Raw genomic sequence first — 19,529 nt, 5'->3', positions numbered from 1 at the left:
CAGCGGGCACTGACCCGGTACTACCTGGACGCCGGGGCGGGCGGGGTCGCCGTGGCCGTGCACACCACACAGTTCGCGATCCACGAGCCGTCGACCGGCCTGTACGAGCCGGTGCTGGCGCTGGCCGCCGAGGAGACGGCGCACCGTCCGGTGCTGCGCGTCGCCGGGGTGCTCGGCCCGACGGCACGGGCGGTGCGGGAGGCCGAGACCGCCGTGGCGCTGGGATACGACCTGGCGCTCGTCGCGGCGAGCTCGTGGGGGGACGCCGAGGAGGCCGTGATCCTCGACGGGCTCGCGGCGGTCGGCGACGTGCTGCCCCTGGTCGGCTTCTACCTGCAGCCGGCGGTGGGCGGGCGGCGCTTCGGCTACGGGTTCTGGCGGCGGCTGGCCGAGCTCCCGTCGCTGCGGGCGATCAAGATCGCGCCCTTCGACCGCTTCGCGACCCTCGACGTCGTGCGGGCGGTGACCGACTCCGGGCGCGGCGCGGGGCCCGACGCCGTCGTGCTCTACACCGGCAACGACGACGCGATCGTGGCCGACCTGCTCACCCGCTACCCGGGCGGGACACGGATGGTGGGCGGGCTGCTCGGGCAGTTCGCGGTCTGGACGGCGGCGGCCGTCGTGCTGCACGCGCGCATCCGGGAGATCGTCACCGCCGGCGCGCCCGTGCCGCCGGCCCTGCTCGGGGTGGCGGCCGACCTCACCGACGCCAACGCCGCGATCTTCGACGCGGCACACGGCTTCCGCGGGTGCATCCCCGGGATCCACGAGGTGCTGGTGCGCGAGGGCGTCCTGGCCGGGCGCTGGTGCCTCGATCCGGCGGAGGACCTGTCACCGGGGCAGGAGGCGGAGATCGACCGCGTGTGGCGGGCCTACCCGCACCTGCGCGATCCCGGCGTGCTCGGCGACCTCCTCAGCTCGTCGTCAGCTGTGTCGCCGGGCCCACCTGGCGCTCCCAGCGGTTGAGGGCCTCGACGTAGTAGTAGTCGCCGAACTGGATGCCCGTGTCGACCTGGCCCTCCTGCACGTTCTGCGTGCCGTGCAGCAGGACCGACGGGGTGTTCGTGCCCCGCGACAGGTAGGGCGGCGCCGAGAGCGGGGTGAGCAGGGTGCGCGCGCCGTCGACGTCGGCGTTCTTCTGCGCCGGGTCGGCGTCGAGCTCGTTCATCGCGAGCAGGGCGCTGGCGACGACGGCCGACGCCGAGGTGTCGCGCGGCTGCGACGGGTCCTGGGGCACGCTGAAGTCCCAGTACGGGACGTGGTCCGGCGGCAGGTGCGTCATGAACCAGTCGGCCGTCCGGTGCGCGGTCTCGAGGTAGCGCGGGTTCTGCGTGTACCGGTAGGCCATCGCGTAGCCGTACGCCGCCCACGCCTGGCCGCGGGCCCACGTCGAGTCGTCCGCGGCGCCCTGCTCGGTGTACTGGCGGGTCAGCTGCCCCGTCTGCTGGTTCCACGAGGCGAACTGGAAGGTGCTGCCGTCGGGCCGCACGATGTCCTGGAGCGTCCGGTCCGCGTGGCGGTTCGCCATCTCCGTGTACTGCGGGCGTCCGTTCTGCCCGGCCCAGTACAGGAGCTCCATGTTCATCATCGCGTCGATGTTCACGCGCACGTCGCCTGGATCGTCGGCGTCGTCCCACATCCGCATCACGCCGACGGTCGGCTTGAAGCGCTTCGCGATGGTGTCGGCGGCGGCGAGCGCCGTCTGCTTCGCCTGCTCGTCGCCGGTGAGCTGGTTCTGGACCGCGAAGGTCATGTACATCTTGAAGCCGAGGTCGCCGTCGTCGTGCGACGTCTCCGACGTCAGCGGCTGCGTCCAGCGCACGGCGCGGTCACGCCACGCCGGGTCCTGGGTGCGCTCGAAGACCCGCCAGAGCGTCGCGGGCAGGAAGCCGGCGGTCCAGTCGTCGGCCTCCTTGGTCTGCCACGTCCCGTCCGGGCCGGTCCGGGTCGGGTAGTTCGGCGGCTGGAGGGTGTCGGCCGTCGCGGCGAGGCGCTGGTCGGCGAAGGCGACGGGGCTCTCCTGGGTGCCCGGTGCCGCGTCGCGGGCGTCCCGGGCCGTGGCGGCCTGCGTGGGCGCGGGCTCCGGCGGCGATCCCGAGGGTGCCGAGCCGCCGCACGCGGCGGTGACGGCGAGCGCCGTGACGATCGTGGCCGCGAGGGCGAGCAGCCCCCGTGCCCTGTGCCGTTCCTGCGTCATCGCGATCCCCCCGGGTCGCCCGTCCGGTCGAGCGCAGGACGCTAACAGCCCGGGAGGATCGCGCCGATCCAGGTCAGCCGGCGAGCGGCGAGCGCTGCTGGTCGTGGTCCGCGCGGCGGGGCGCCGGGATGCTCGCGACGATCGCGGAGCGCCGCTGCGCCCGCTGCACCATCGCCGCCCGGGCGGCCTGCTCGCGCACGTCGGCGGTGGTCCGCTCGTCGATCGTGCCCCGGCGGGCGATGCTCACCAGCGGCGTGGCGACGAACGCGCCCATACCGACACCCAGCGCACCGACTGCGGCCAGAACGCCCATGATCTTCCCCCGATGGTCCCCGACGCGTTCCTCCGATGGAACGCTGATGCCCCGGGTGTCGCCGGGCGGCCGCTCGCTGTTATCGCCCGTGCGACACACCACTCGTTCGGCTGACGGGACGGGTCGGGGAAGTGCTTGGACGGCTCCGCGGTGCGTGCCCGAGGATGCGCCCGTGAGCCTCCCCGAGGCCGTCCGCGTGACGGCCGCTGATGATCTCTCCGCGTTCGACGCCCTGGTCGGCGACGCCCACGTGGTCGCGCTGGGGGAGAACAACCACGGCATCCGCGAGTTCGGGGCGCTGCGGGCGCGGCTCGTCCGGCACCTCGTGCGCGAGCGGGACTTCGGCGTCGTGGCGCTGGAGTCGGGCTTCGCCGAGAGCGCCCTGGTCGACGGGTGGGTGCAGGGCGGTCCGGGCGACCCGGACGAGATCGCCCGCGACGGGTTCACGTTCCGGGCGGGCGACGCCGCGGAGATGCAGGAGCTGGTCGGCGGGCTGCGCTCCCACGTCGCCGGGGGCGGGCGGGTGCGTTTCGTGGGCCTCGACCTGCCCGGTTCGGGCGGCTCGCCGGAGCCCGCGCTGCGGCGGGTGCGGGAGTCCCTGGGGTCCGAGGTGGACGCCCTCGTCGAGGCGGCGCTGAAGGCGACGGCGGGGTACGCGGCCGCGAACAACGGTCTCGCCCCGGGCCGCTACGCCGTCCTCGACGCGGAGGCCCGCGACCGGGCCACCGCCGCGCTGACCCGGGTGCTGCTGCGGGTGGAGGCGCTCGGGCCGAGGGCGTCGGTGGAGCGGCACCTGGCCCTCGGGGCGCTGCGCCTCGACGAGCAGCTGCGCGAGTTCGCCGTGCTGTTCGCGCCCGACCCGCCGGCGCGCGTGGTGTCGTCGCGCGACGTGTACATGGCCGAGACCGTGCGGCGCCTCCGGGAGTGGGCGCGCCCCGACGAGCGGATCGTCCTGCTCCTGCACGACGGCCACGCGCAACGCGTCCCGTTCACCTTCCTGCCCGGCGTCACCGCCCCGTCGGCGGGGACGCTGCTCGCCGAGGCCCACGGCGACGACTACGCCGTCGTCGGCCTCACGGCGCTCGCCGGCACGACCACGGGCCTCGCGGTCGACGAGACCGGACGCCACGGCATCACCGTGCACCCCGAACCCCTGGGGAATCCCGCGCCGGGCGGCGTGGAGCAGGCGGTGCTCGAGCTTGGCGGGGCCCCGGTGCTGCTCGACCTGCGCGCGGCTCGCGGGGACGTCGGCGGCCCGCTGAGCATCCGGCACGCGACGACCCACATCCCCGTCGACGTGTGCGCCGGCTACGACGGGATCTACTGCCTGCCGCAGCAGCAGACGTCGGCGTTCGTGGGCTGAGGGCGACAGCAGCGACGGCATCCCGCCGCTGGACGAGGGCTGCTGGAGATCAGGAGTGCGGTACGCACCTCGACGCGGTGCGGGAGGTGGCTGACGCACTCCTGATCTCTCTCAGACGGACGCCGTGACCTCCGGGACGGGGCCGAGCAGCTCGATGCCGTTCTGCGCGGCGACCGTCAGCACCGCGTCCATCGTCGGCTCGCGCTCGGCCGCGAGGGCGGCCACGGCGCGGGAGAAGCCCTCCATCGGCGCGCCCGGCGCGTGGACGACGAACGCCTCCGCGGCGACGCCGGTCTCGTTGCGGATCGTGTGCGGCGTGCCGCCGGCCAGGGGCATGACCTCGCCGGCCGTCGCGGTGGTGCGCGTGACCCGGCCGTCGTCGTCCGCGATGGAGAAGGCGAACTCGCCGGTGAGCACGTGGTAGACCTCGCCGGGCGCGTGCCGGTGCATCACGGGTGGTCCGCCACCCGGTGGCATCCGGACCAGGACGGCGAACAGCGCGCCGTCCGTCGCCTCGCTCGTCGCGAGCACGACGATCTCGTCCCCGCCCAGCCGCAGGCACTCGGCGGTGGCAATATCGACAGGTAGCTTGTCCATGCGTCGATAGACAGGAGGCCTGTCGATGTCCACCCGCATCCCGGTGCTGGCCGGTCACGAGCGCCCGGCCAACCTCGCGGTCCTGCTGCGGGAGGCGTTCGTCGCCCTCAACGACGTGGTGCTCGACCGGCTCGCCCACGACGGTCACGACGCGGTGCGCCCGGCGCACGCGGCGGTGTTCCAGTACCTCGACGACACCGGGACGACGGTCAGCCTGCTCGCCGAGCGGGCGCAGATGACCAAGCAGGCGATGGCGGAGCTCGTGCGCCATCTCGAGGAGCACGGCTACGTCGTCCGCGTCCCCGACCCGACCGACCGCCGCGCGAAGCTCGTCGTGCCGACCGACCGGGGCTCCGACGTGATCGCCCGGGCGCAGGGCCTGGCGCCGGAGGTCGAGGGCCGCGTCGTGGACGTCCTCGGCCGTGAGCGTCGCGACGCGCTGTGCGCCGACCTCCGGGCGCTGCGGGAGGCGTTCGCGTCGAGCTGAGGACCGTCGCCGGTGTCACCTCCTGTCGCCGGTGTCGTGTACACTCGAACACGTGAGCGAACGGGTGGGGGCGGCCGAGCGGGAGATGCTCGACCGCGCCCGCGCGCGGATGGTCGCCCGCAACGTCGAGCACTACCGGCTGCTCGAGGACGTCGCCGAGCTCGACCGCCGTGGGGTGGCCGAGCTGACCGGGGACCGGTGGGTCGACCGGCTGGTCGCCGAGCTGGGCCGGTACGACCGCGCGGAGGCGACCCGCCTGGTCGGGGAGTCCCGCGACCTCGTGCCGCAGTGGGCGCTGTCGGGGGAGCCGCTGGCCGCGCGCTACCCCGGCACCGCCGACGCGCTCGCCACCGGGGCGATCAGCTCGGCGCACGTGGCGGTGATCCGCCGGACCATGGCCAGGATCGAGAAGCTCGAGCACCTCGAGCCGGCGGTGGTGGCCGAGGCGGAGAGCAGGCTGGCCGAGGACGCCCGGGAGCTGGGGCCGCGCGGTCTCGAGAAGGCGGCGGCCCGCCTGCTGGCCCACCTCGATCCCGACGGGGCGGCTCCCGAGCCCGCGGGCGACGGCCCGGACGAGGTGCGGGTGCTCCGTCGCCGGGACGGCACGCTGGACCTGCGCGGGAGCATCCGCGACACCACGGCCGCCGCGTTGATCGACGAAGGGTTCGACGTGATGTCCGCCCCGGCCGGCCCGGACGACCACCGCGGGCTCGCCGCCCGGCAGGCCGACACGTTGATCGAGCTGTTCGCCGGCGCGACCGGGGCCGGCGGGCTGATCACCGACACGCGCCGCGAGGGCGGGTCCGAGGTCGACACCGAGGTCGGCGCGTGCGCCGCTGAGGATGCCGCGCAGGGTGCCCTGATCCCCGGCCCGCGGCGCCCCGAGCCGACGGAGACGTCCGCGCCGGCGTCCGCGGGCCGGGCGTGGCTGACGATCACCATCGACCACGGGTGGCTGCGGCAGGCCACCGGGCACGGCACCCTCGACGGCGAGGCCCTGGCCGACGTGCACACGGTGCGCCGCTGGGCCTGCGACGCCGAGATCATCCCCATGGTCCTCGGGACGCGCTCCGAGCCCCTCGACATCGGGCGTCGGTCGCGCGCGGTCACCGACGCGATCCGCCGCGCGCTGAACGTGCGCGACGGCGGCTGCGCCTTCCCCGGCTGCCCGCGGCGTCCCCGGCGCTGCCACGCCCACCATCTCGATCACTGGGGCGACGGCGGCGAGACGTGCCTCGAGAACCTGTGCCTGCTCTGCCTGTACCACCACCAGCTCGTGCACCACGGTCAGTGGACCGTCGCGATGGTGGAGGGCCGGCCGTGGTTCACGCCGCCGAGCTGGGTGGACCCCGACCGAAGACCCCGCCCCGGCGGGCGGCATCCCGTACAGCTCGAGCCCCGGTAGCGGCCCAGGCTCGCGAGCAGCACCGGTCCGCGACGTCGACGGTCAGCCGAAGCGGTAGCGGCTGCCGACCGAGCCGGGGACGAAGGCGTCGGGCAGCTCGGTGGCGAGGCGCATCTGCGCGCACCAGCCCGTGCAGTGCGCGGGCACGACGACGTCGGGCGCCAGGTCGGCCAGCGCGGCGACCGTGGGCTCGATGACGGGCTCGAAGCCGGGCCCCGACAGGTGCAGGCCGCCGAGCAGGGCGTGGAGGTGCTCCGCGCCGGTGAGCCGTAGGGCGTGACGGGCGATGTTGACCGCGCCGGCGTGACCGCAGCCCGTGATCACGACGAGGCCGCGGTCGCGGACATTCACGACGAGCGCCTGGTCGTCGACGATCCACGGGTCGGGGCGCCACGCACCGTCGACGTGGCCCTCGTGGTGCGGCAGGCCGTTCTCGAAGTCGGTGACCCGGTCGACCTCGCCGGTGACGAGCACGCAGCCGTCGAGGAGCACCGAGGGCGTGCGGCGCTCGACGAGGGTGAAGCCCTCGCCCTCGAGCGCGCGGCGCGACAGCGTCGGGATGGCGAACGGCGGCGCGCCCGGCGGGACGAGGCGCCGCGGGGTGAACGCACCGGGGTGGAGCACGAGCGGCAGCGCGCGGCGACCGAGCCAGCGCACGAGGCCGGGGAAGCCGCCGGTGTGGTCGCCGTGGCCGTGGCTCAGGACGACGGCGGCGAACGACGACGGGTCGACGTCGAGCCGGCGCCCGTTGCCCGCCATGCCCTCGGGGGAGATGCCGGTGTCGAACAGCAGCGTGTGCTCGTGGTCGCCGCGGCGCACGGTCACGACGGCGGCGAAGCCGTGCTCGGCGACCAGACCGGGCGCGGCCAGCCCGTCGGTGTACTGCTCACCGGGGACGCGCGGGCCGGTCCCCGTCCGCGCGCGGGTGGCGACGGCGTCGCCCGCGAGCAGCGCGTCGAAGAGGTTGTCGGTGAGCACCGTGACCGTGAGGTCGTCGACCGGCGCGAGAGCGATCGGGTCGACCGCGGGGCCGGGCGCCGAGCGGGGCGCGGCGAGCCGGACCTCGTCGGTGGTCGGTGTCTCCACGCACACGCGTCGGAGAGTAGGACCGCGCGGGATTGAACGGCAGGCGCACCGGGCACGCGGTGGGTGAGCACGAACCGCCGACTCCGGCCGGTTCTCCCTCGGCCCGTCGAGATGGTGGCGGGACGTCATCTTTCCCCGCGAGATCGCTGCGGCGGCCGAGGCCTCGAGACGCTCGACGGATCCGGCGCCCGTGGCGGTCTCTGCTGTTCTGCCACCAGGAGACCCTCCGATGACCTCCACGGTGCCTCGACAGGACGAGGCCCCCGAGACCACAAGCAACCCCGAGAACCCCGTCCGGACCGTCGGCCTGCTCGCCGACCCCGGGCTCCCCACCAAGCTCGCGGCCCAGGTCGCGCGCGACCTCCCCGACCTCCTGGCCCGGCGGCTGCCGGGCCGCACCTGGCAGGTGGAGACCGCCGAGGGCCCGGTCGGCCTCGACGCCGAGGGCCTCATGCCCATGCTGCGGACGGGCTGCGAGCACCAGCGCCGGCACGGCTGGGACGTCGTCGTCATCGTCACCGACCTGCCGCGTCGGGCGGGGACCGAGCCGCTGGTGTCGGACTTCGGGTCCGACGACGGCGTCGGTCTCGTCTCGGTGCCCGCGCTCGGAGCGGTCGGGCTGCGCCGGCGGCTGCGGGCCGCCGTGGTCGACCTGCTCGCGCATGGCCTCGCCGACCCGACGGCCACGACGGCCGCGACCGCGTCACCGACCCGGCCCACCCTCCTCTCCCCGCCCATCTGCCGGATCGCCTCGCAGCACGAGGGCATCGACAGCCACCTCGCGCTGACGGGGACACGAGGGCGCCTGCGCCTGCTCGCGGGCATGGTGCGCAGCAACCGCCCGTGGCGGCTGGTGCCGAGCCTGTCGACCGCCCTCGCCGCCGCCGCGGCCGGCGCCGCGTTCGGGATCTTCTACTCGAACATCTGGGCGCTCGCGGGCGAGGCGGGTCCCGGCCGGCTCGCGCTCGTCGCGGTGCTCGCGGTCGCGGCGATGAGCTCCTGGCTCGTCGCCGACAACCACCTCTGGGAGCACCCGCGCTCACACCGGCTGCGCGCCGAGGTGCACCTCTACAACGCCGCGACGACCTCGACGATCGTGCTCGGCGTCGTCTGCTGCTACGCCCTGCTGCTGGTGCTCGCGGGGACCGCGGCCGTGGTCGTGATCCCGCCGTCGACGCTGGCGGCGACGCTCGGGCACCCGGTCGGGCCGTCGGCGTACCTCGCGGTGGCGTCGATGGCGACGTCGATGGGCATCGTGGCCGGCGCCGTCGGGTCCGGCCTCACGTCGCCCGACGCCGTCCGCGCCGCCGCCTACAGCACCCGGGAGCAGCAGCGGCGGGCCCGGCTCGACCGCGAGGACGACCGGGCCGCCGAGGGCGAGCAGGCCGGCACCGGGTGATCCCTGCTCACGCCGGCTGACGCCGCCGGCGCGGCACCCGCGCCGGCGTGGGCGCGAGCACGACGCCGAGCGCGGCGAGGTCGTCCGCGGCCCAGCCCAACCGACCCCACGCGTCCACCAGCCGCAGCGTGGCCTGCGGGTGCTCGCGGCGCTCGGGGGCGTCGGCGACGGCGCGCAGGGCACGGTCGACGAAGTCGACGGGGACCCCGAGGACGACGTCGGGCGACCGGTGCAGGGTCAGCGCCTGCGCGACCGCGGTGTAGCCCGTGGCGAGCGCCCGGGCGTCGTGGTCGAGACGGTCCACGAGGTCCGGCCACGGCACCGCCGGTTCCCGCTGCGCGGGAGCGGCCGTGTCGTCGAGGGCCGAGCGGACCGCGCGCATGGTCCGGTGCACGACGCCGAGGACCGTGAACCAGTCGGCGTCGTCCTCGTGGCGCCGGCGCCGTTCCGCGCGGTACTGCAGGAAGTCGGCCTCGAAGTAGATCAGCTGGTGGTCGCTCACCCACAGACGCCGGGCGAGGTCCGTGCGGCTGCCGCGCCCGGTCAGCCACGCGGCCGTGGCCCCGAGCAGGTCGGCGAGGGCGTGCAGCGCCCGCGCGGCGTCGTGGCGGACCTCGCCGTGCCCGCCGGCGGGCCACACCGCCGCCCCGACCGCGATCCCGACCGCGGCGCCGACGGCGACGTCGAGCAGCCGCACCCCGGCCAGCGACGGGCCCGCCGGCGCGAGCTGGGCGAAGAGCACGGCGACGAGCACCGTGAAGAACGCCTGCCCGGCGATCATCCCGACCAGCTGCCCGCCGAGGACGGACGCGACGCACAGCACGGGGAAGAGCACCGCGTAGACGACCGCGTCCTGCCCGACGACCTCGAGCAGCCCCGCCGCCACGACCGCTCCGAGCGCGGTGCCGGCGATCGCCGGCAGCAGCGTGGCGCGGGTCGAGGTCACCGAGGTGCGCATCAGCGTCAGCGTCGCCAGCAGGACCCACAGCCCGTGGGAGAGGTCGAACGCGCCGGCGACGAGCCGGGCGAGGGCGAGGCCGACCCCGAGGCGGACGGCGTTCTGCAGGTACACCGAGCGCAGCGAGAGGTGCGCCCGGATGCGGCGGCGCCACAGCAGGGCGACCGGGGCCGTCGCCCACCACCCGAGATCCGCGGGCACCCCGGCGCGCCCGCGCGGGTCGGCGACCACCCGCGCGGCCGCGACCGCGATACGCGCCTCGGCGAGGACCTGGGCGACGGCGACGGCCGACCGCGCGTGCTCGACGGCGGCGTCACCGCCGTGGATGGTCGCGATCGCGGTGATCCGGCGCTGCGTGTAGGCCGCACGGGCGTCGTCGAGGAGGGCGACGTCGGGGAGCGTGCCGCGCCCGCGCAGCGCCGCCGACGTCCGGCGCAGCGCCGCCGCGGTGGTCGACAGGGCGGCGACGGCGTCCCCCGGCACGGCGCCGGCGCCGCGTTCCTCGGCCGTGAGCAGGGCCTCGACCCGGCCCTGCACCGACCGCAGGGCCGCCCCGAGGTGCGCGAGCCCGCGGTCCCGCGCCCCGGGGCCGGTCGGGCGTTCCTCCCAGGGCGTGACCTGCAGCTTCAGGCGGCCGACCGCGTGCGCGGCGGCCGCGCGGCGGGCCGGCAGGTCGGTGGCGCCGTCGCGCGTGACCGCGTCCAGCAGGTCGGCGAGCGCGCGGGCCGCCCCGGCCGCGCGGCAGGCGTAGGGCTCGACCGGGCGCGGCGGCCAGAGCAGGCGGTCGGCCAGCGCGAGCAGCCCCATCCCGAGGGCGAGACCGAGCACGCGCTCGGGCAGCGTGTCCGGGGCGAACGGCGGGAACGACGGGAGGATGTAGAGCAGCTGGAGCCCGTTGGCCACGCCGGCCGGACGCGGGCCGCCGATCGGCAGGAACGCGACGACGACGCCGACGACGAGCATCCCGGCCGTCGCCGCCCACGTGCTCCCCGCCAGCAGCGTGCCGATCGTGAGCAGCACGGTGCCGGTGACGAAGCAGCCGGCGAGGGTGCGCGTGCGCTCGCGCGGGGTGCCGACCACCTGGGAGAGCACCCCGAACCCGATCGCCCCGAACGCCGCGTAGGTCGCGGCCGTCGGGCTGCCGGCCCCGTAGCGGCAGAGCATGAAGGCGACCGTGGCGACGACGGCGACGCGCGCCGCCTTCCGCGTCGCGACCAGGCCCGGGTCGCGGCGCACCAGCCACCGCAGTCCTCGCCGTCCGGCCACGCGCCGAGTCTGCCGTGCCGACCACGGGGATTCACAGCGCTTGCACAGGCCGTGGGCGCGCCACCACACACGGCGATGATGGTGGCGCGGAGCACGGTGGGATCCGTGCCGGTTCCCCGCTACGGCCACGGCCCGTCCCTGCTCGACGGCTGGCTCCCCTGGACCGTCCAGGCGCTCGTCCTGCTGCTGCTCCTGCTGGCGGTCGGCCGGCGCAGCGGGCGGTTCCGGCGACGGCGGCTGCCGATCGTCGTCGTGCTCGGCGCGGCCGGTGCGCTCGGGGCGTGGCTGTCGTTCCGGGGGAGCGGGCTCGCGTCCGACCCGGCGCCGCTGCTGCTGTGGGTCTGGGTCGGGCTGACCGTCGCGGCCGTGGCGCTCGTGGTCGTCGGGTGGCCGGGCGCGCGCTGGTGGCGGCGGACGGTGTCGGTGCTCGTGGTCCCGCTCTGCGTGCTGTGCGTCGGTGTCGTGCTCAACCAGTGGGTCGGCTACGTGACCACGGTGTCCGAGGGCTGGGGCGAGGTCACGGCCGGACCGCTGCCGGACCAGATCGAGGCCGACCAGCTCGCGTCACTGCGCGGGAACCCCACGGCGACCGGCCACGTCGTCCCGGTCAGCATCCCCGCGACGGGTAGCGGGTTCGCCCACCGCGAGGAGTACGTGTGGCTCCCGCCCGCCTGGTTCACCGGCAGCACGCCGCTGCCCGTCGTCATGATGATCGCCGGGGAGTTCAACACCCCGGCGGACTGGATGCGCATCGGCGACGCCGAGGGTGTGGCCGACGCCTACGCCGCGGCGCACGGTGGCGTCGCCCCGATCCTCGTGTTCGTCGACGCCGGCGGGACGTTCAACAACGACACCGAGTGCGTCGACGGCCCGCGGGGCGCGGCCGCCGACCACCTGACCCGCGATGTCGTGCCCTACGTCGAACAGCACTTCGGGGCGTCGTCCGACCCGCGCCAATGGGGTGTCGTCGGGTGGTCGATGGGCGGGACCTGCGCGGTCGACCTCGCGGTGATGCACCCCGAGCTGGTCGACAGCTTCGTCGACATCGCCGGCGACGCCGGGCCCGAGGTGGGGACGCGGGACCAGACGATCGCGCGCCTCTACGGCGGCGACGCGGCGGCCTGGGCGCGGTTCGACCCGGCGACCGTCCTCGCCGGGCACCCGCCGTACCCCGACACGGCGGGCCGGTTCGTCGACTCGGCCGACGGGCCGGGGAGCCCCCGGCGCCCCGGCCGCCCGCCGGGTGGGGCCCGCGGTCCGGACGCCACGGATGCCGCGGACGCCGGCGTCGGCGGGCGCGGGGGCGGCGGCGCGACGGGCCAGGAGCTGCCCGAGGCGCAGGCGCTCTGCGCGCAGGCCACCCCGCGCGGGATCGCCTGCGCGGTCGACACGCAGCCCGGGCGGCACAGTTGGCCGTTCGCCTCGACCGCGTTCGCCGACGCCCTGCCGTGGCTGGCCGGGCGCCTGGCGGCGCCGGGCTCGCCGCCCACGGCGTGAGACCCGTCCGGTGTGCGACGTGCGCGAGGAAAGGTGCGCTCGCGGGCGCGCCGGAGGGGGATGACGATGGATGCCGACCGAGGAGCGAGGAGGACGCCGGTGACAGCGAGCGAGAGCGGACCCGTCGTCACCCGGGGCCTGCGGTACGCGTTCGGCGAGCACGTCGCGGTCGACGGCCTCGACCTCGCGCTCGCGCCCGGCGAGGTGTTCGGCCTGCTCGGCCCGAACGGCGCCGGCAAGACGACGACGATCCGCGTCATCACGACGCTGCTGCCGGCCCCGCCGGGCACGGTCACCGTGGCCGGTCTCGACGTCGCCCGGAACCAGCGGCGCGTGCGCCGGCTGCTCGGGTACGTGCCCCAGCAGCTCTCCGCGGACGCCTCGCTCTCCGGCCGCGAGAACGTGGCGCTCTTCGCCCGCCTCTTCGACGTGCCCCGCAGCGACCGGTCCGACGCGGTCGCCGGCGTCCTCGACGCCATGGGCCTCACCGAGGCGGCCGACCGCACGGCGTCGACATACTCCGGCGGCATGATCCGACGCCTCGAGCTCGCCCAGGCCCTGGTCAGCGCGCCCCAGGTGCTCGTGCTCGACGAGCCGACGGTGGGGCTCGACCCGGTCGCCCGCTCCGGCGTCTGGGACCGCATCCACGAGGTGCGCCACGAGACCGGCATGACCGTGCTCGTCACCACCCACGCCATGGAGGAGGCCGAGCTGCACTGCGACCGCGTGGCGCTGCTGCACCGCGGCCGCAAGCGGGCCGAAGGGTCGCCGGCCGAGCTCATGGCCGCCCTCGGTGACGAGGCGACCCTCGACGACGTCTTCCGCCACCACACCGGCGACACGCTCACGCCGGGGAGCCCCGCCGAGGAAGGAGGCCTGCGCAGTGTCCGTGCTGCCCGCCGCACCGCCCGCCGGGTCGGCTGACCGGTTCTCGCCCGCGGCCGAGGTCGCGCTGCTGGTGCGCCGCATCGGGGCGATGTGCCTCGTGGAGCTCCAGAAGCTGCGCCACGACCGCACCGAGCTCGTCACCCGCACCGTGCAGCCCGCCCTGTGGCTGGCGGTGTTCGGGACGACGTTCAGCCGCATCCACGCGATCCCGACCGGCTCGATCCCCTACCTCGACTTCCTCGCGCCGGGGATCCTCGCGCAGTCCGCGCTGTTCATCGCGATCTTCTACGGCATCCAGGTCATCTGGGAACGGGACGCCGGGGTGCTCGCGAAGCTGCTGGTGACGCCGACGCCCCGGGCCGCGCTGGTCACCGCGAAGGCCTTCGCCGCGGGCATCCGCGCGCTGGTGCAGGCGCTCGTCGTGGTCGTGATCGCCCTGCTGCTCGGGGTGGGGTTCACGGCGAACCCGCTGAAGCTGCTCGCGGCGGCCGCGGTCGTCGTGCTGGGCTCGGCGTTCTTCTGCTGCTTCTCGATCACGCTCGCCGGCGTCGTCCTCTCGCGCGACCGGCTCATGGGCATCGGGCAGGCGATCACGATGCCGCTGTTCTTCGCGTCGAACGCGCTGTACCCGGTGGACGTCATGCCGACCTGGCTGCAGTGGGTCAACCACGTCAACCCGCTGAGCTACGAGGTCGACGCCCTGCGGGGCCTGCTCATCGGCACCCCGGCGCGGCTCGGCGTCGACGCCGTGGTGCTCGTCGTGGCGGCCGCGGCGATGATCGTGATCGCGTCGGCGCTGCTGCCCCGGCTGGCGCGGGGCTGAGGGTCACCGCGGCGGTCACCGCGCCCGTGACCGCGTCCCTGCCCCGCGCTTGATGACCCGTTCCGAGGAGGTCGGCGCCGACGGGGCGGGCCCGGGCGACGCAGCACGTGCGTCAGCGGGCGGGACGGCGGGGGTGGCCGTCTCCCGGGTCCGGGGCAGGCAGCACTTCTTGTACTTGGCGCCCGAACCGCACCAGCACGGGTCGTTGCGGCCCGGCGGCCAGGCCAGGGGCTCCCCGACGGGGTCGGCGTCGGTCTCGCCGATGATCGCCGCCACGAGGGCCGGGGTCGCGACCTCGACGTCGAGCACCTCACCCTCAGCCGCGGCGTCCTGCAGCTCGCCCTCCACCAGCGCGCGGTGGGCGTCCCAGTCGGCGCCGAGGTCGCCGGCCGCGCCCGGCAGCGCGGCGAGGAGCCTCGTGAGCTCCGCCTCCGGGAAGAAGACGAGGTCCGGGGCCGCGTCCATCTCCTCGGCGAGCACGTCGTACTCGTCGGCCGGCAGGCCGAGGTGGGCGCGGACGTGGCGGCGGCGCGTGACGAGCTCGTCGACGACGTCCGCGGCCTCGAGCTGCTCGTCGGAGTCCGGTCCCGACGTCGACGTGGCCCGCTCCTCGCGCTCGACCGCCGTGTGCAGGGCGGCGGTGAGCCACTGCTCGGCGAGCTCGGCCCGCCCGTTCTCGGTGAGCGCGTCGGTGATCGCCGCGACGGCGCTCGCCTCGCGGTGCAGCCGCGGGCGCAGGGTCGTCAGCGCGGCCATGCCCTCGTCGTCGCGCCCGGCGCGCAGCAGGCGGTCCGCGTGCATCGCGTGCAGCCAGGTGGCGTCGTCGGTCCCCGCGCCGGCGGTGACCGACCGGGCCGAGAGGGCCAGCGCCTCGTCGTGGTCGCCGGCGCGCTCGTAGAGGTCGCCGGCGAGGCTCAGCGCGTAGCCGGCGTCGTCGGGGTCGGCGAGCCCGCCGTCGTCGACCGCGGCGACGATCCGCCGGGCGGCGGGCCGCGGGTCGCGCGCGTCGAGCGCGTCGGCACCGAGGTCGTCGAGGTCGTCGGTCGTCAGGAGCGGGGCCACCGCGTCACCGTAGGCGGCGGCCCCGCCCCCGGCGGTGACGCGGTCAGGCCGGCAGGTCGACCAGCTCGGCCAGCACGGCGCGGTGGTGATCGGCCGACCCCAGCAGCAGGGCCTCGGCGCGGGCGCGCTTGAGGAACAGGTGCGCCGGGTGCTCCCAGGTGAACCCGATGCCGCCGTGGAGCTGCAGGGAGTCCTCGGCCGCGAGCAGGGCGACCTCGGAGCCGTGGGCCGCCGCGACCGCGGCGGCGACCGGCAGGTCCGGCGAGCCGTCGGCGGCGCACCGCGCCGCGTAGCGGGCCGTCGCGCGGGCCTGGGTGATCGCCACCCAGAGATCCGCGAGCCGGTGCTTGAGCGCCTGGTAGGACGCCAGCGCCCGCCCGAACTGGTGCCGTTCGCGCAGGTAGGCGACGGTGTCGGCGAGGCAGCGCTCGGCGAGGCCCAGCTGCTCGGAGGCGAGGACCGCGGCCCCGATCCGCAGGGCGTGCTCGACGTCGGCGCCGGCGACGATCCGCGCCGGCGCGCCGTCGAAGGTCACGTCGGTGAGCCGGCGGGTCATGTCCAGCGACTCGGCGGTGGTGCGCGTGACGCCGTCCCCGCCACCGTCGACACCAGCCTCCACGACCGCGATCTCGGTGCCCGAGACCGGCACGAGCAGGACGTCGGCCGTGACGGCGTCGATCACCGCCGTGACGGTGCCCTGCAGCAGGTCGCCCCCGCCCTGGCGTTCGACGGTCACCGGTACCGGCCGCCCCGGCCCGCGGGTGGCGCCGACCGCGACGGCCGCGGTGCGCTCGCCCGCGGCGACGGCCGCGAGCAGCTCGTCCTCACCCGTACCGAGCAGCAGCGCCGTCGCGACGACCGTGCCGAGGAAGGGCACGGGCGCGACCGCGCGGCCCAGCTCCTCGGCGACGACGGCCACCTCGCGCCACGACGCGCCCGCGCCGCCGCGCTCCTCGGGCACGGCGAGCCCGGCGACGCCGATCTCCTGCGTGAGCCGCTTCCAGAGGTCGGTGTCGACCGGTTCCTCGGTGTCGGTGCGGGCGAGGACGACGTCCCAGGGCGCCTGCTTCTCGACGAGCGCGCGGACGCTCGCGCGCAGGTCCTCCTCGACGTCGGAGTAGAGGAGGTCGCCGGTCTCCGGAGTGCTCGGGGTCGGTGCTGCAGCGCTCATCGGGGCAGGTCCTTCCACGGGACGTCCTTGTCGGCGCGGGCCTCGGCGGGCAGGCCGAGCACGCGCTCGGCGACGACGTTGCGCAGGATCTCCGACGTGCCGCCCTCGATCGAGTTGGCGCGGAAGCGCAGGTAGCGCCACGCGGCGTCGCGGCGGCCGTAGTCCTCGACCTCGGGACGCCGCTCGGTGTAGTCGGGGTAGCGCAGGCCGTCCTCGCCCCGGAGCTCCAGCTCGAGCGACGAGCACTCCTGGTTCAGCCGCGCGTAGGTGATCTTCACGCCGGACCCCTCGGGGCCGGGCTGGCCCGCGGCCTGCTGCTGGCCCAGGCGCTCGGCGGTCAGCCGCGCCGCCTCGGTCTGCACCCAGAGCCGCAGCATCCGGTCGTGCAGGCCGGGAGTGTGCGCCTCGGGGTGCTCGCGCCAGCGCGCCGCGAGGGGGCCGACCGCGCCGCTCTCGCGGGGCAGCGTGCCCCCGCCGATCGCCACGCGCTCGTTCATCAGCGTGTACTGCGCGACGGCCCAGCCCTGCCCGACCTCGCCGAGGCGCTGGTCGTCGGGGATGCGCACGTCGGTCAGGAAGACCTCGTTGAACTCGGCCTCGCCCGTGATCTGGCGCAGGCCGCGGACCTCGACGCCCGGCGCCTGCATGTCCACCACGAAGTAGGACAGCCCGCGGTGCTTGGGCGCCGACGGGTCGGTGCGGGCGACGAGGATGCCCCAGCGCGCGTGGTGGGCCATCGACGTCCACACCTTCTGGCCGTTGACCACCCACTCGTCCCCGTCGCGGACCGCGCTGGTGGCCAGGCCCGCGAGGTCGGACCCCGCGCCGGGCTCGCTGAAGAGCTGGCACCAGATGTCCTCGCCGGTCCACAGCGACGGCAGCCAGCGCCGGTGCTGGGACTCGGTGCCGAAGCGCAGGATCGTCGGGGCGGCCATGCCGAGCCCGATGACGTTGAGGCGCGGCCGGTTCTCCGGTGCGCCGGCCTCGGCGAACGCGGCGTCGACCGCGGTCTGCAGGCCGTTCGCCGCGCCCAGGCCGCCGAGGCCGGCGGGGTAGTGGACCCAGGCGAGGCCGGCGGCGAAACGCTCGCGCAGGAACTCGGACGGCTCGGTGGTCGACGGATCGTGCTCGGCGAGGAAGGCCTCGACGCGCGCGGCGAGGTCCTCGGCGCCGAGGTCCGGTGGGGTGTCGGTGGACGTCACCCCTGCACCCTCCGTCGCCGATCGGCCCCTGTCGAGACGAGAAGGGTGGTGATCGCCCCGGGTGCTCCGCCGGGGCCGTGTCGTCGACCTCCCGGAGCACCGCGGCGGATCATGCCGCCGACGCCACCGCCTCGGTGATCATCGCGAGGACGGCGTCGGGCTCGCCCTCGAGGTCGTGCCAGGTCACCCGCAGCACCGTCCATCCGGCGAGGACCAGCGCGTTCTGCCGCCGACGACGTCGCCGCGCACGACCTCGGCGTCGTCACCGCGGCCTCGCCGACCACCGGCGAGCTGCGGGCCGGGATCGCCACGATCACGGCCGCCGGCACGGGGCTGCGCCGGCGCGCGAGCGCGTCCTTCCACGCGCGCTTCACCGCCCCGACCTGGTGCGAGGCGATCACGCGCGTCTACGACGGCACGGTCGCCGCACCGGTCGAGGAGGCGCTGCCGCTGTCCGCGTGACGACCTGTCAGGGTGCTCGCCGTGACCGACGGCAGCGGTGGTGAGGTGACGCGCTGGCTCGCCGGGCACGCCCGGCCGCTCGCGGCCCCCGACGAGCTGGTCGAGCAGACGGCCGACGAGGACTCCCCGGTGCCCGACGAGCGCCCCCACGACGGGGTGGGCGGGTGGGTGCGGGCGGCGTCCGGCGCGCGGGTGGTGGCGCTCGGGCCGGCCGTGGTGGGTACGCGGGAGCTCCCGCGCCTGGCGCACCGGGTGCTCGACGGCCTCGTCGCCGACGGCGGCGTGCACACGCTCGCCCTCCAGGCCAGCGAGTCGGGCGCGTCGCTGGTCGACGACCACGTGCGCGGCGGGACGGGCTCCCCGGGCGCGGCGCTCGAGGCGCTCGGGTCCTGGAGCTGGAACACCCGCGAGGTGCTCGACGTCGTCCGCGACCTAGCCGGCGAGCCGGGCCACGGGACGCTCCGCGTCGTCGGCGTCGACCCGCGGCGCCCGGCCACGGCCGTGCAGGTCGTGGGCCGGTTCCTGCGCACCGCGGCCCCGGACGTGCTGCCCTCGGTGCGCGACGCCCTGGCCGACCTCACGCTGGGGCACGGCGACCAGGCCACCCGCCGCGCGGTCGACCGCGTGCGGGAGCGGCTGGGGCAGGACGTGCCGGCGCTGATCGCCGCGACCTCGGCGCGGCAGCACGACGAGGCCGTCCGGCACGCCGGGTACCTCGCGCGGGCCGCCGAGCTCGCGGCCGCACCGCCCGGCGAGGCGGACGCGGTGGCGGGCCGGCTGATGGCCGACGCCGTGGTCGAGGCGCTCGACGCGGGCGGGCCCGACGAGCGCGTGGTGCTCTGGGCCCACGCCGATCACGTCGTCGTGCGGGACGGGTCGGGCGGGGACGCCCCGACGCTCGGTGCGCACCTGCGTGAGCGCTTCGGCGACCGCTACCGCGCCCTGGTGCTCTCGGCGGGGGAGGGCCGGACGCGCGCGGTCCGCCGGCGCCGGTTCACCGGTCGTGCCCGCACCCCCTCGGTGCACCGGCTCCCCGCCCCGCCGGTCGGTGCGCTGGAGGCCGACCTGCTCGCCGCGTCCGTCGCATCCGCCACGCCCGCCCCCGACCTCGCCCTCGACCTCGGTGCCCTCGAGGACGCCGGCACCCCCGCCGCGGTCACCGCCTGGGCCGCGGCGACGGCGTCGCGGCGCTCGGTCGGGGACGAGGTCTCGCCCGCCGCGCCCGCGACGGCGCTCGTGCCGTGCGTGCCGGGGAGCGAGCTGGACGGGTTCGCCGTGGTGCGCACGGTGCACCCGTGCTGGGTGCGCTGAGCGCTCCCGGTCGACCGGGACGTCACCGAGAGCACCGGGGTG

Annotated in this window: 17 protein-coding genes; 9 read left to right on the top strand and 8 right to left on the bottom strand. The window is 76.1% G+C overall.

From position 1 onward, the window contains the following. Nucleotides 1–57 precede the first annotated feature (57 nt). Complete coding sequence (locus QSK03_RS15400) at nt 58–966, top strand: dihydrodipicolinate synthase family protein (protein ID WP_285653631.1); 909 nt, start codon at nt 58–60, stop codon at nt 964–966. Here QSK03_RS15400 and QSK03_RS15395 read toward each other — a convergent pair. Further along, nucleotides 914–2,197, bottom strand: coding sequence for a glycoside hydrolase family 88 protein (locus QSK03_RS15395; protein ID WP_285653629.1), 1,284 nt, complete (start codon nt 2,195–2,197; stop codon nt 914–916). The two genes, QSK03_RS15400 and QSK03_RS15395, sit on opposite strands and share 53 nt — an antisense overlap. Nucleotides 2,198–2,270: 73 nt before the next feature. Beyond that, the gene (locus tag QSK03_RS15390; RefSeq protein WP_285653627.1) at nt 2,271–2,471 is read right to left on the bottom strand and encodes a hypothetical protein; all 201 of its coding nucleotides are present in this window, start codon (nt 2,469–2,471) and stop codon (nt 2,271–2,273) included. A gap of 211 nt (nt 2,472–2,682) precedes the next feature. Between QSK03_RS15390 and QSK03_RS15385 the strand changes: the two genes are divergently transcribed. After that, entirely contained in the window at nt 2,683–3,873 is a 1,191-nt protein-coding gene (locus tag QSK03_RS15385) for an erythromycin esterase family protein (protein WP_285653625.1), read from the top strand. Nucleotides 3,874–3,984: 111 nt separating this feature from the next. On the opposite strand, the gene QSK03_RS15380 is transcribed toward QSK03_RS15385, so the two are convergent. Continuing rightward, a complete protein-coding gene (locus tag QSK03_RS15380) occupies nt 3,985–4,470 on the bottom strand; it encodes a cupin domain-containing protein (protein ID WP_285653623.1) in 486 nt (161 codons plus the stop codon). Nucleotides 4,471–4,495: 25 nt separating this feature from the next. Here QSK03_RS15380 and QSK03_RS15375 point away from each other — a divergent pair, with 25 nt between their 5' ends. Together QSK03_RS15375 and QSK03_RS15370 are read left to right on the top strand one after the other, a co-directional pair. Beyond that, the gene (locus QSK03_RS15375) at nt 4,496–4,957 is read left to right on the top strand and encodes a MarR family winged helix-turn-helix transcriptional regulator (RefSeq protein ID WP_285653621.1); all 462 of its coding nucleotides are present in this window, start codon (nt 4,496–4,498) and stop codon (nt 4,955–4,957) included. Nucleotides 4,958–5,009: 52 nt separating this feature from the next. Next, nucleotides 5,010–6,362 (top strand): HNH endonuclease signature motif containing protein, encoded by a 1,353-nt coding sequence (locus QSK03_RS15370; RefSeq protein WP_285653619.1) that lies wholly within the window; start codon nt 5,010–5,012, stop codon nt 6,360–6,362. A 42-nt stretch (nt 6,363–6,404) separates the two neighbouring features. On the opposite strand, the gene QSK03_RS15365 is transcribed toward QSK03_RS15370, so the two are convergent. Beyond that, nucleotides 6,405–7,448 (bottom strand): MBL fold metallo-hydrolase, encoded by a 1,044-nt coding sequence (locus QSK03_RS15365; RefSeq protein WP_285653617.1) that lies wholly within the window; start codon nt 7,446–7,448, stop codon nt 6,405–6,407. Nucleotides 7,449–7,677: 229 nt separating this feature from the next. Between QSK03_RS15365 and QSK03_RS15360 the strand changes: the two genes are divergently transcribed. Next, complete coding sequence (locus QSK03_RS15360; protein ID WP_285653613.1) at nt 7,678–8,847, top strand: hypothetical protein; 1,170 nt, start codon at nt 7,678–7,680, stop codon at nt 8,845–8,847. 7 nt (nt 8,848–8,854) lie between these two features. Here QSK03_RS15360 and QSK03_RS15355 read toward each other — a convergent pair whose 3' ends face one another. Further along, nucleotides 8,855–11,071: an FUSC family protein gene (locus QSK03_RS15355; RefSeq protein WP_285653611.1), complete on the bottom strand. Its 2,217-nt coding sequence runs from the start codon at nt 11,069–11,071 to the stop codon at nt 8,855–8,857. A gap of 105 nt (nt 11,072–11,176) precedes the next feature. Here QSK03_RS15355 and QSK03_RS15350 point away from each other — a divergent pair, with 105 nt between their 5' ends. The 3 genes from QSK03_RS15350 to QSK03_RS15340 all read left to right on the top strand — a co-directional run bounded on the left by QSK03_RS15350 (nt 11,177) and on the right by QSK03_RS15340 (nt 14,279). After that, on the top strand, nt 11,177–12,568 hold the full coding sequence (locus QSK03_RS15350) for an alpha/beta hydrolase (protein ID WP_285653609.1): 1,392 nt from the start codon (nt 11,177–11,179) through the stop codon (nt 12,566–12,568). A gap of 99 nt (nt 12,569–12,667) precedes the next feature. Next, nucleotides 12,668–13,492 carry an ABC transporter ATP-binding protein gene (locus QSK03_RS15345; RefSeq protein ID WP_285653607.1) on the top strand — a complete coding sequence of 275 codons (825 nt, stop codon included), beginning with the start codon at nt 12,668–12,670 and terminating at the stop codon, nt 13,490–13,492. Then, the gene (locus tag QSK03_RS15340; RefSeq protein WP_285653604.1) at nt 13,452–14,279 is read left to right on the top strand and encodes an ABC transporter permease; all 828 of its coding nucleotides are present in this window, start codon (nt 13,452–13,454) and stop codon (nt 14,277–14,279) included. Before QSK03_RS15345 ends, QSK03_RS15340 begins: the two co-directional genes overlap by 41 nt. A gap of 15 nt (nt 14,280–14,294) precedes the next feature. On the opposite strand, the gene QSK03_RS15335 is transcribed toward QSK03_RS15340, so the two are convergent. The 3 genes from QSK03_RS15335 to QSK03_RS15325 are packed head-to-tail and all read right to left on the bottom strand — an operon-like array spanning nt 14,295 to nt 17,714. Then, entirely contained in the window at nt 14,295–15,341 is a 1,047-nt protein-coding gene (locus QSK03_RS15335) for an SEC-C metal-binding domain-containing protein (RefSeq protein WP_285653602.1), read from the bottom strand. Nucleotides 15,342–15,384: 43 nt separating this feature from the next. Further along, nucleotides 15,385–16,512: an acyl-CoA dehydrogenase family protein gene (locus tag QSK03_RS15330; RefSeq protein ID WP_285653600.1), complete on the bottom strand. Its 1,128-nt coding sequence runs from the start codon at nt 16,510–16,512 to the stop codon at nt 15,385–15,387. Further along, the gene (locus QSK03_RS15325) at nt 16,509–17,714 is read right to left on the bottom strand and encodes an acyl-CoA dehydrogenase family protein (RefSeq protein WP_285653598.1); all 1,206 of its coding nucleotides are present in this window, start codon (nt 17,712–17,714) and stop codon (nt 16,509–16,511) included. The genes QSK03_RS15330 and QSK03_RS15325 overlap by 4 nt, the downstream gene beginning before the upstream one ends. A 483-nt stretch (nt 17,715–18,197) precedes the next feature. Here QSK03_RS15325 and QSK03_RS15320 point away from each other — a divergent pair, with 483 nt between their 5' ends. After that, on the top strand, nt 18,198–19,487 hold the full coding sequence (locus QSK03_RS15320) for an erythromycin esterase family protein (protein WP_285653596.1): 1,290 nt from the start codon (nt 18,198–18,200) through the stop codon (nt 19,485–19,487). Nucleotides 19,488–19,529: the final 42 nt, after the last annotated feature.

The organism is Actinomycetospora sp. NBRC 106375 (assembly GCF_030269665.1).
GTDB lineage: Bacteria > Actinomycetota > Actinomycetes > Mycobacteriales > Pseudonocardiaceae > Actinomycetospora.
This window is presented reverse-complemented; position numbering and strand designations above follow the sequence as displayed.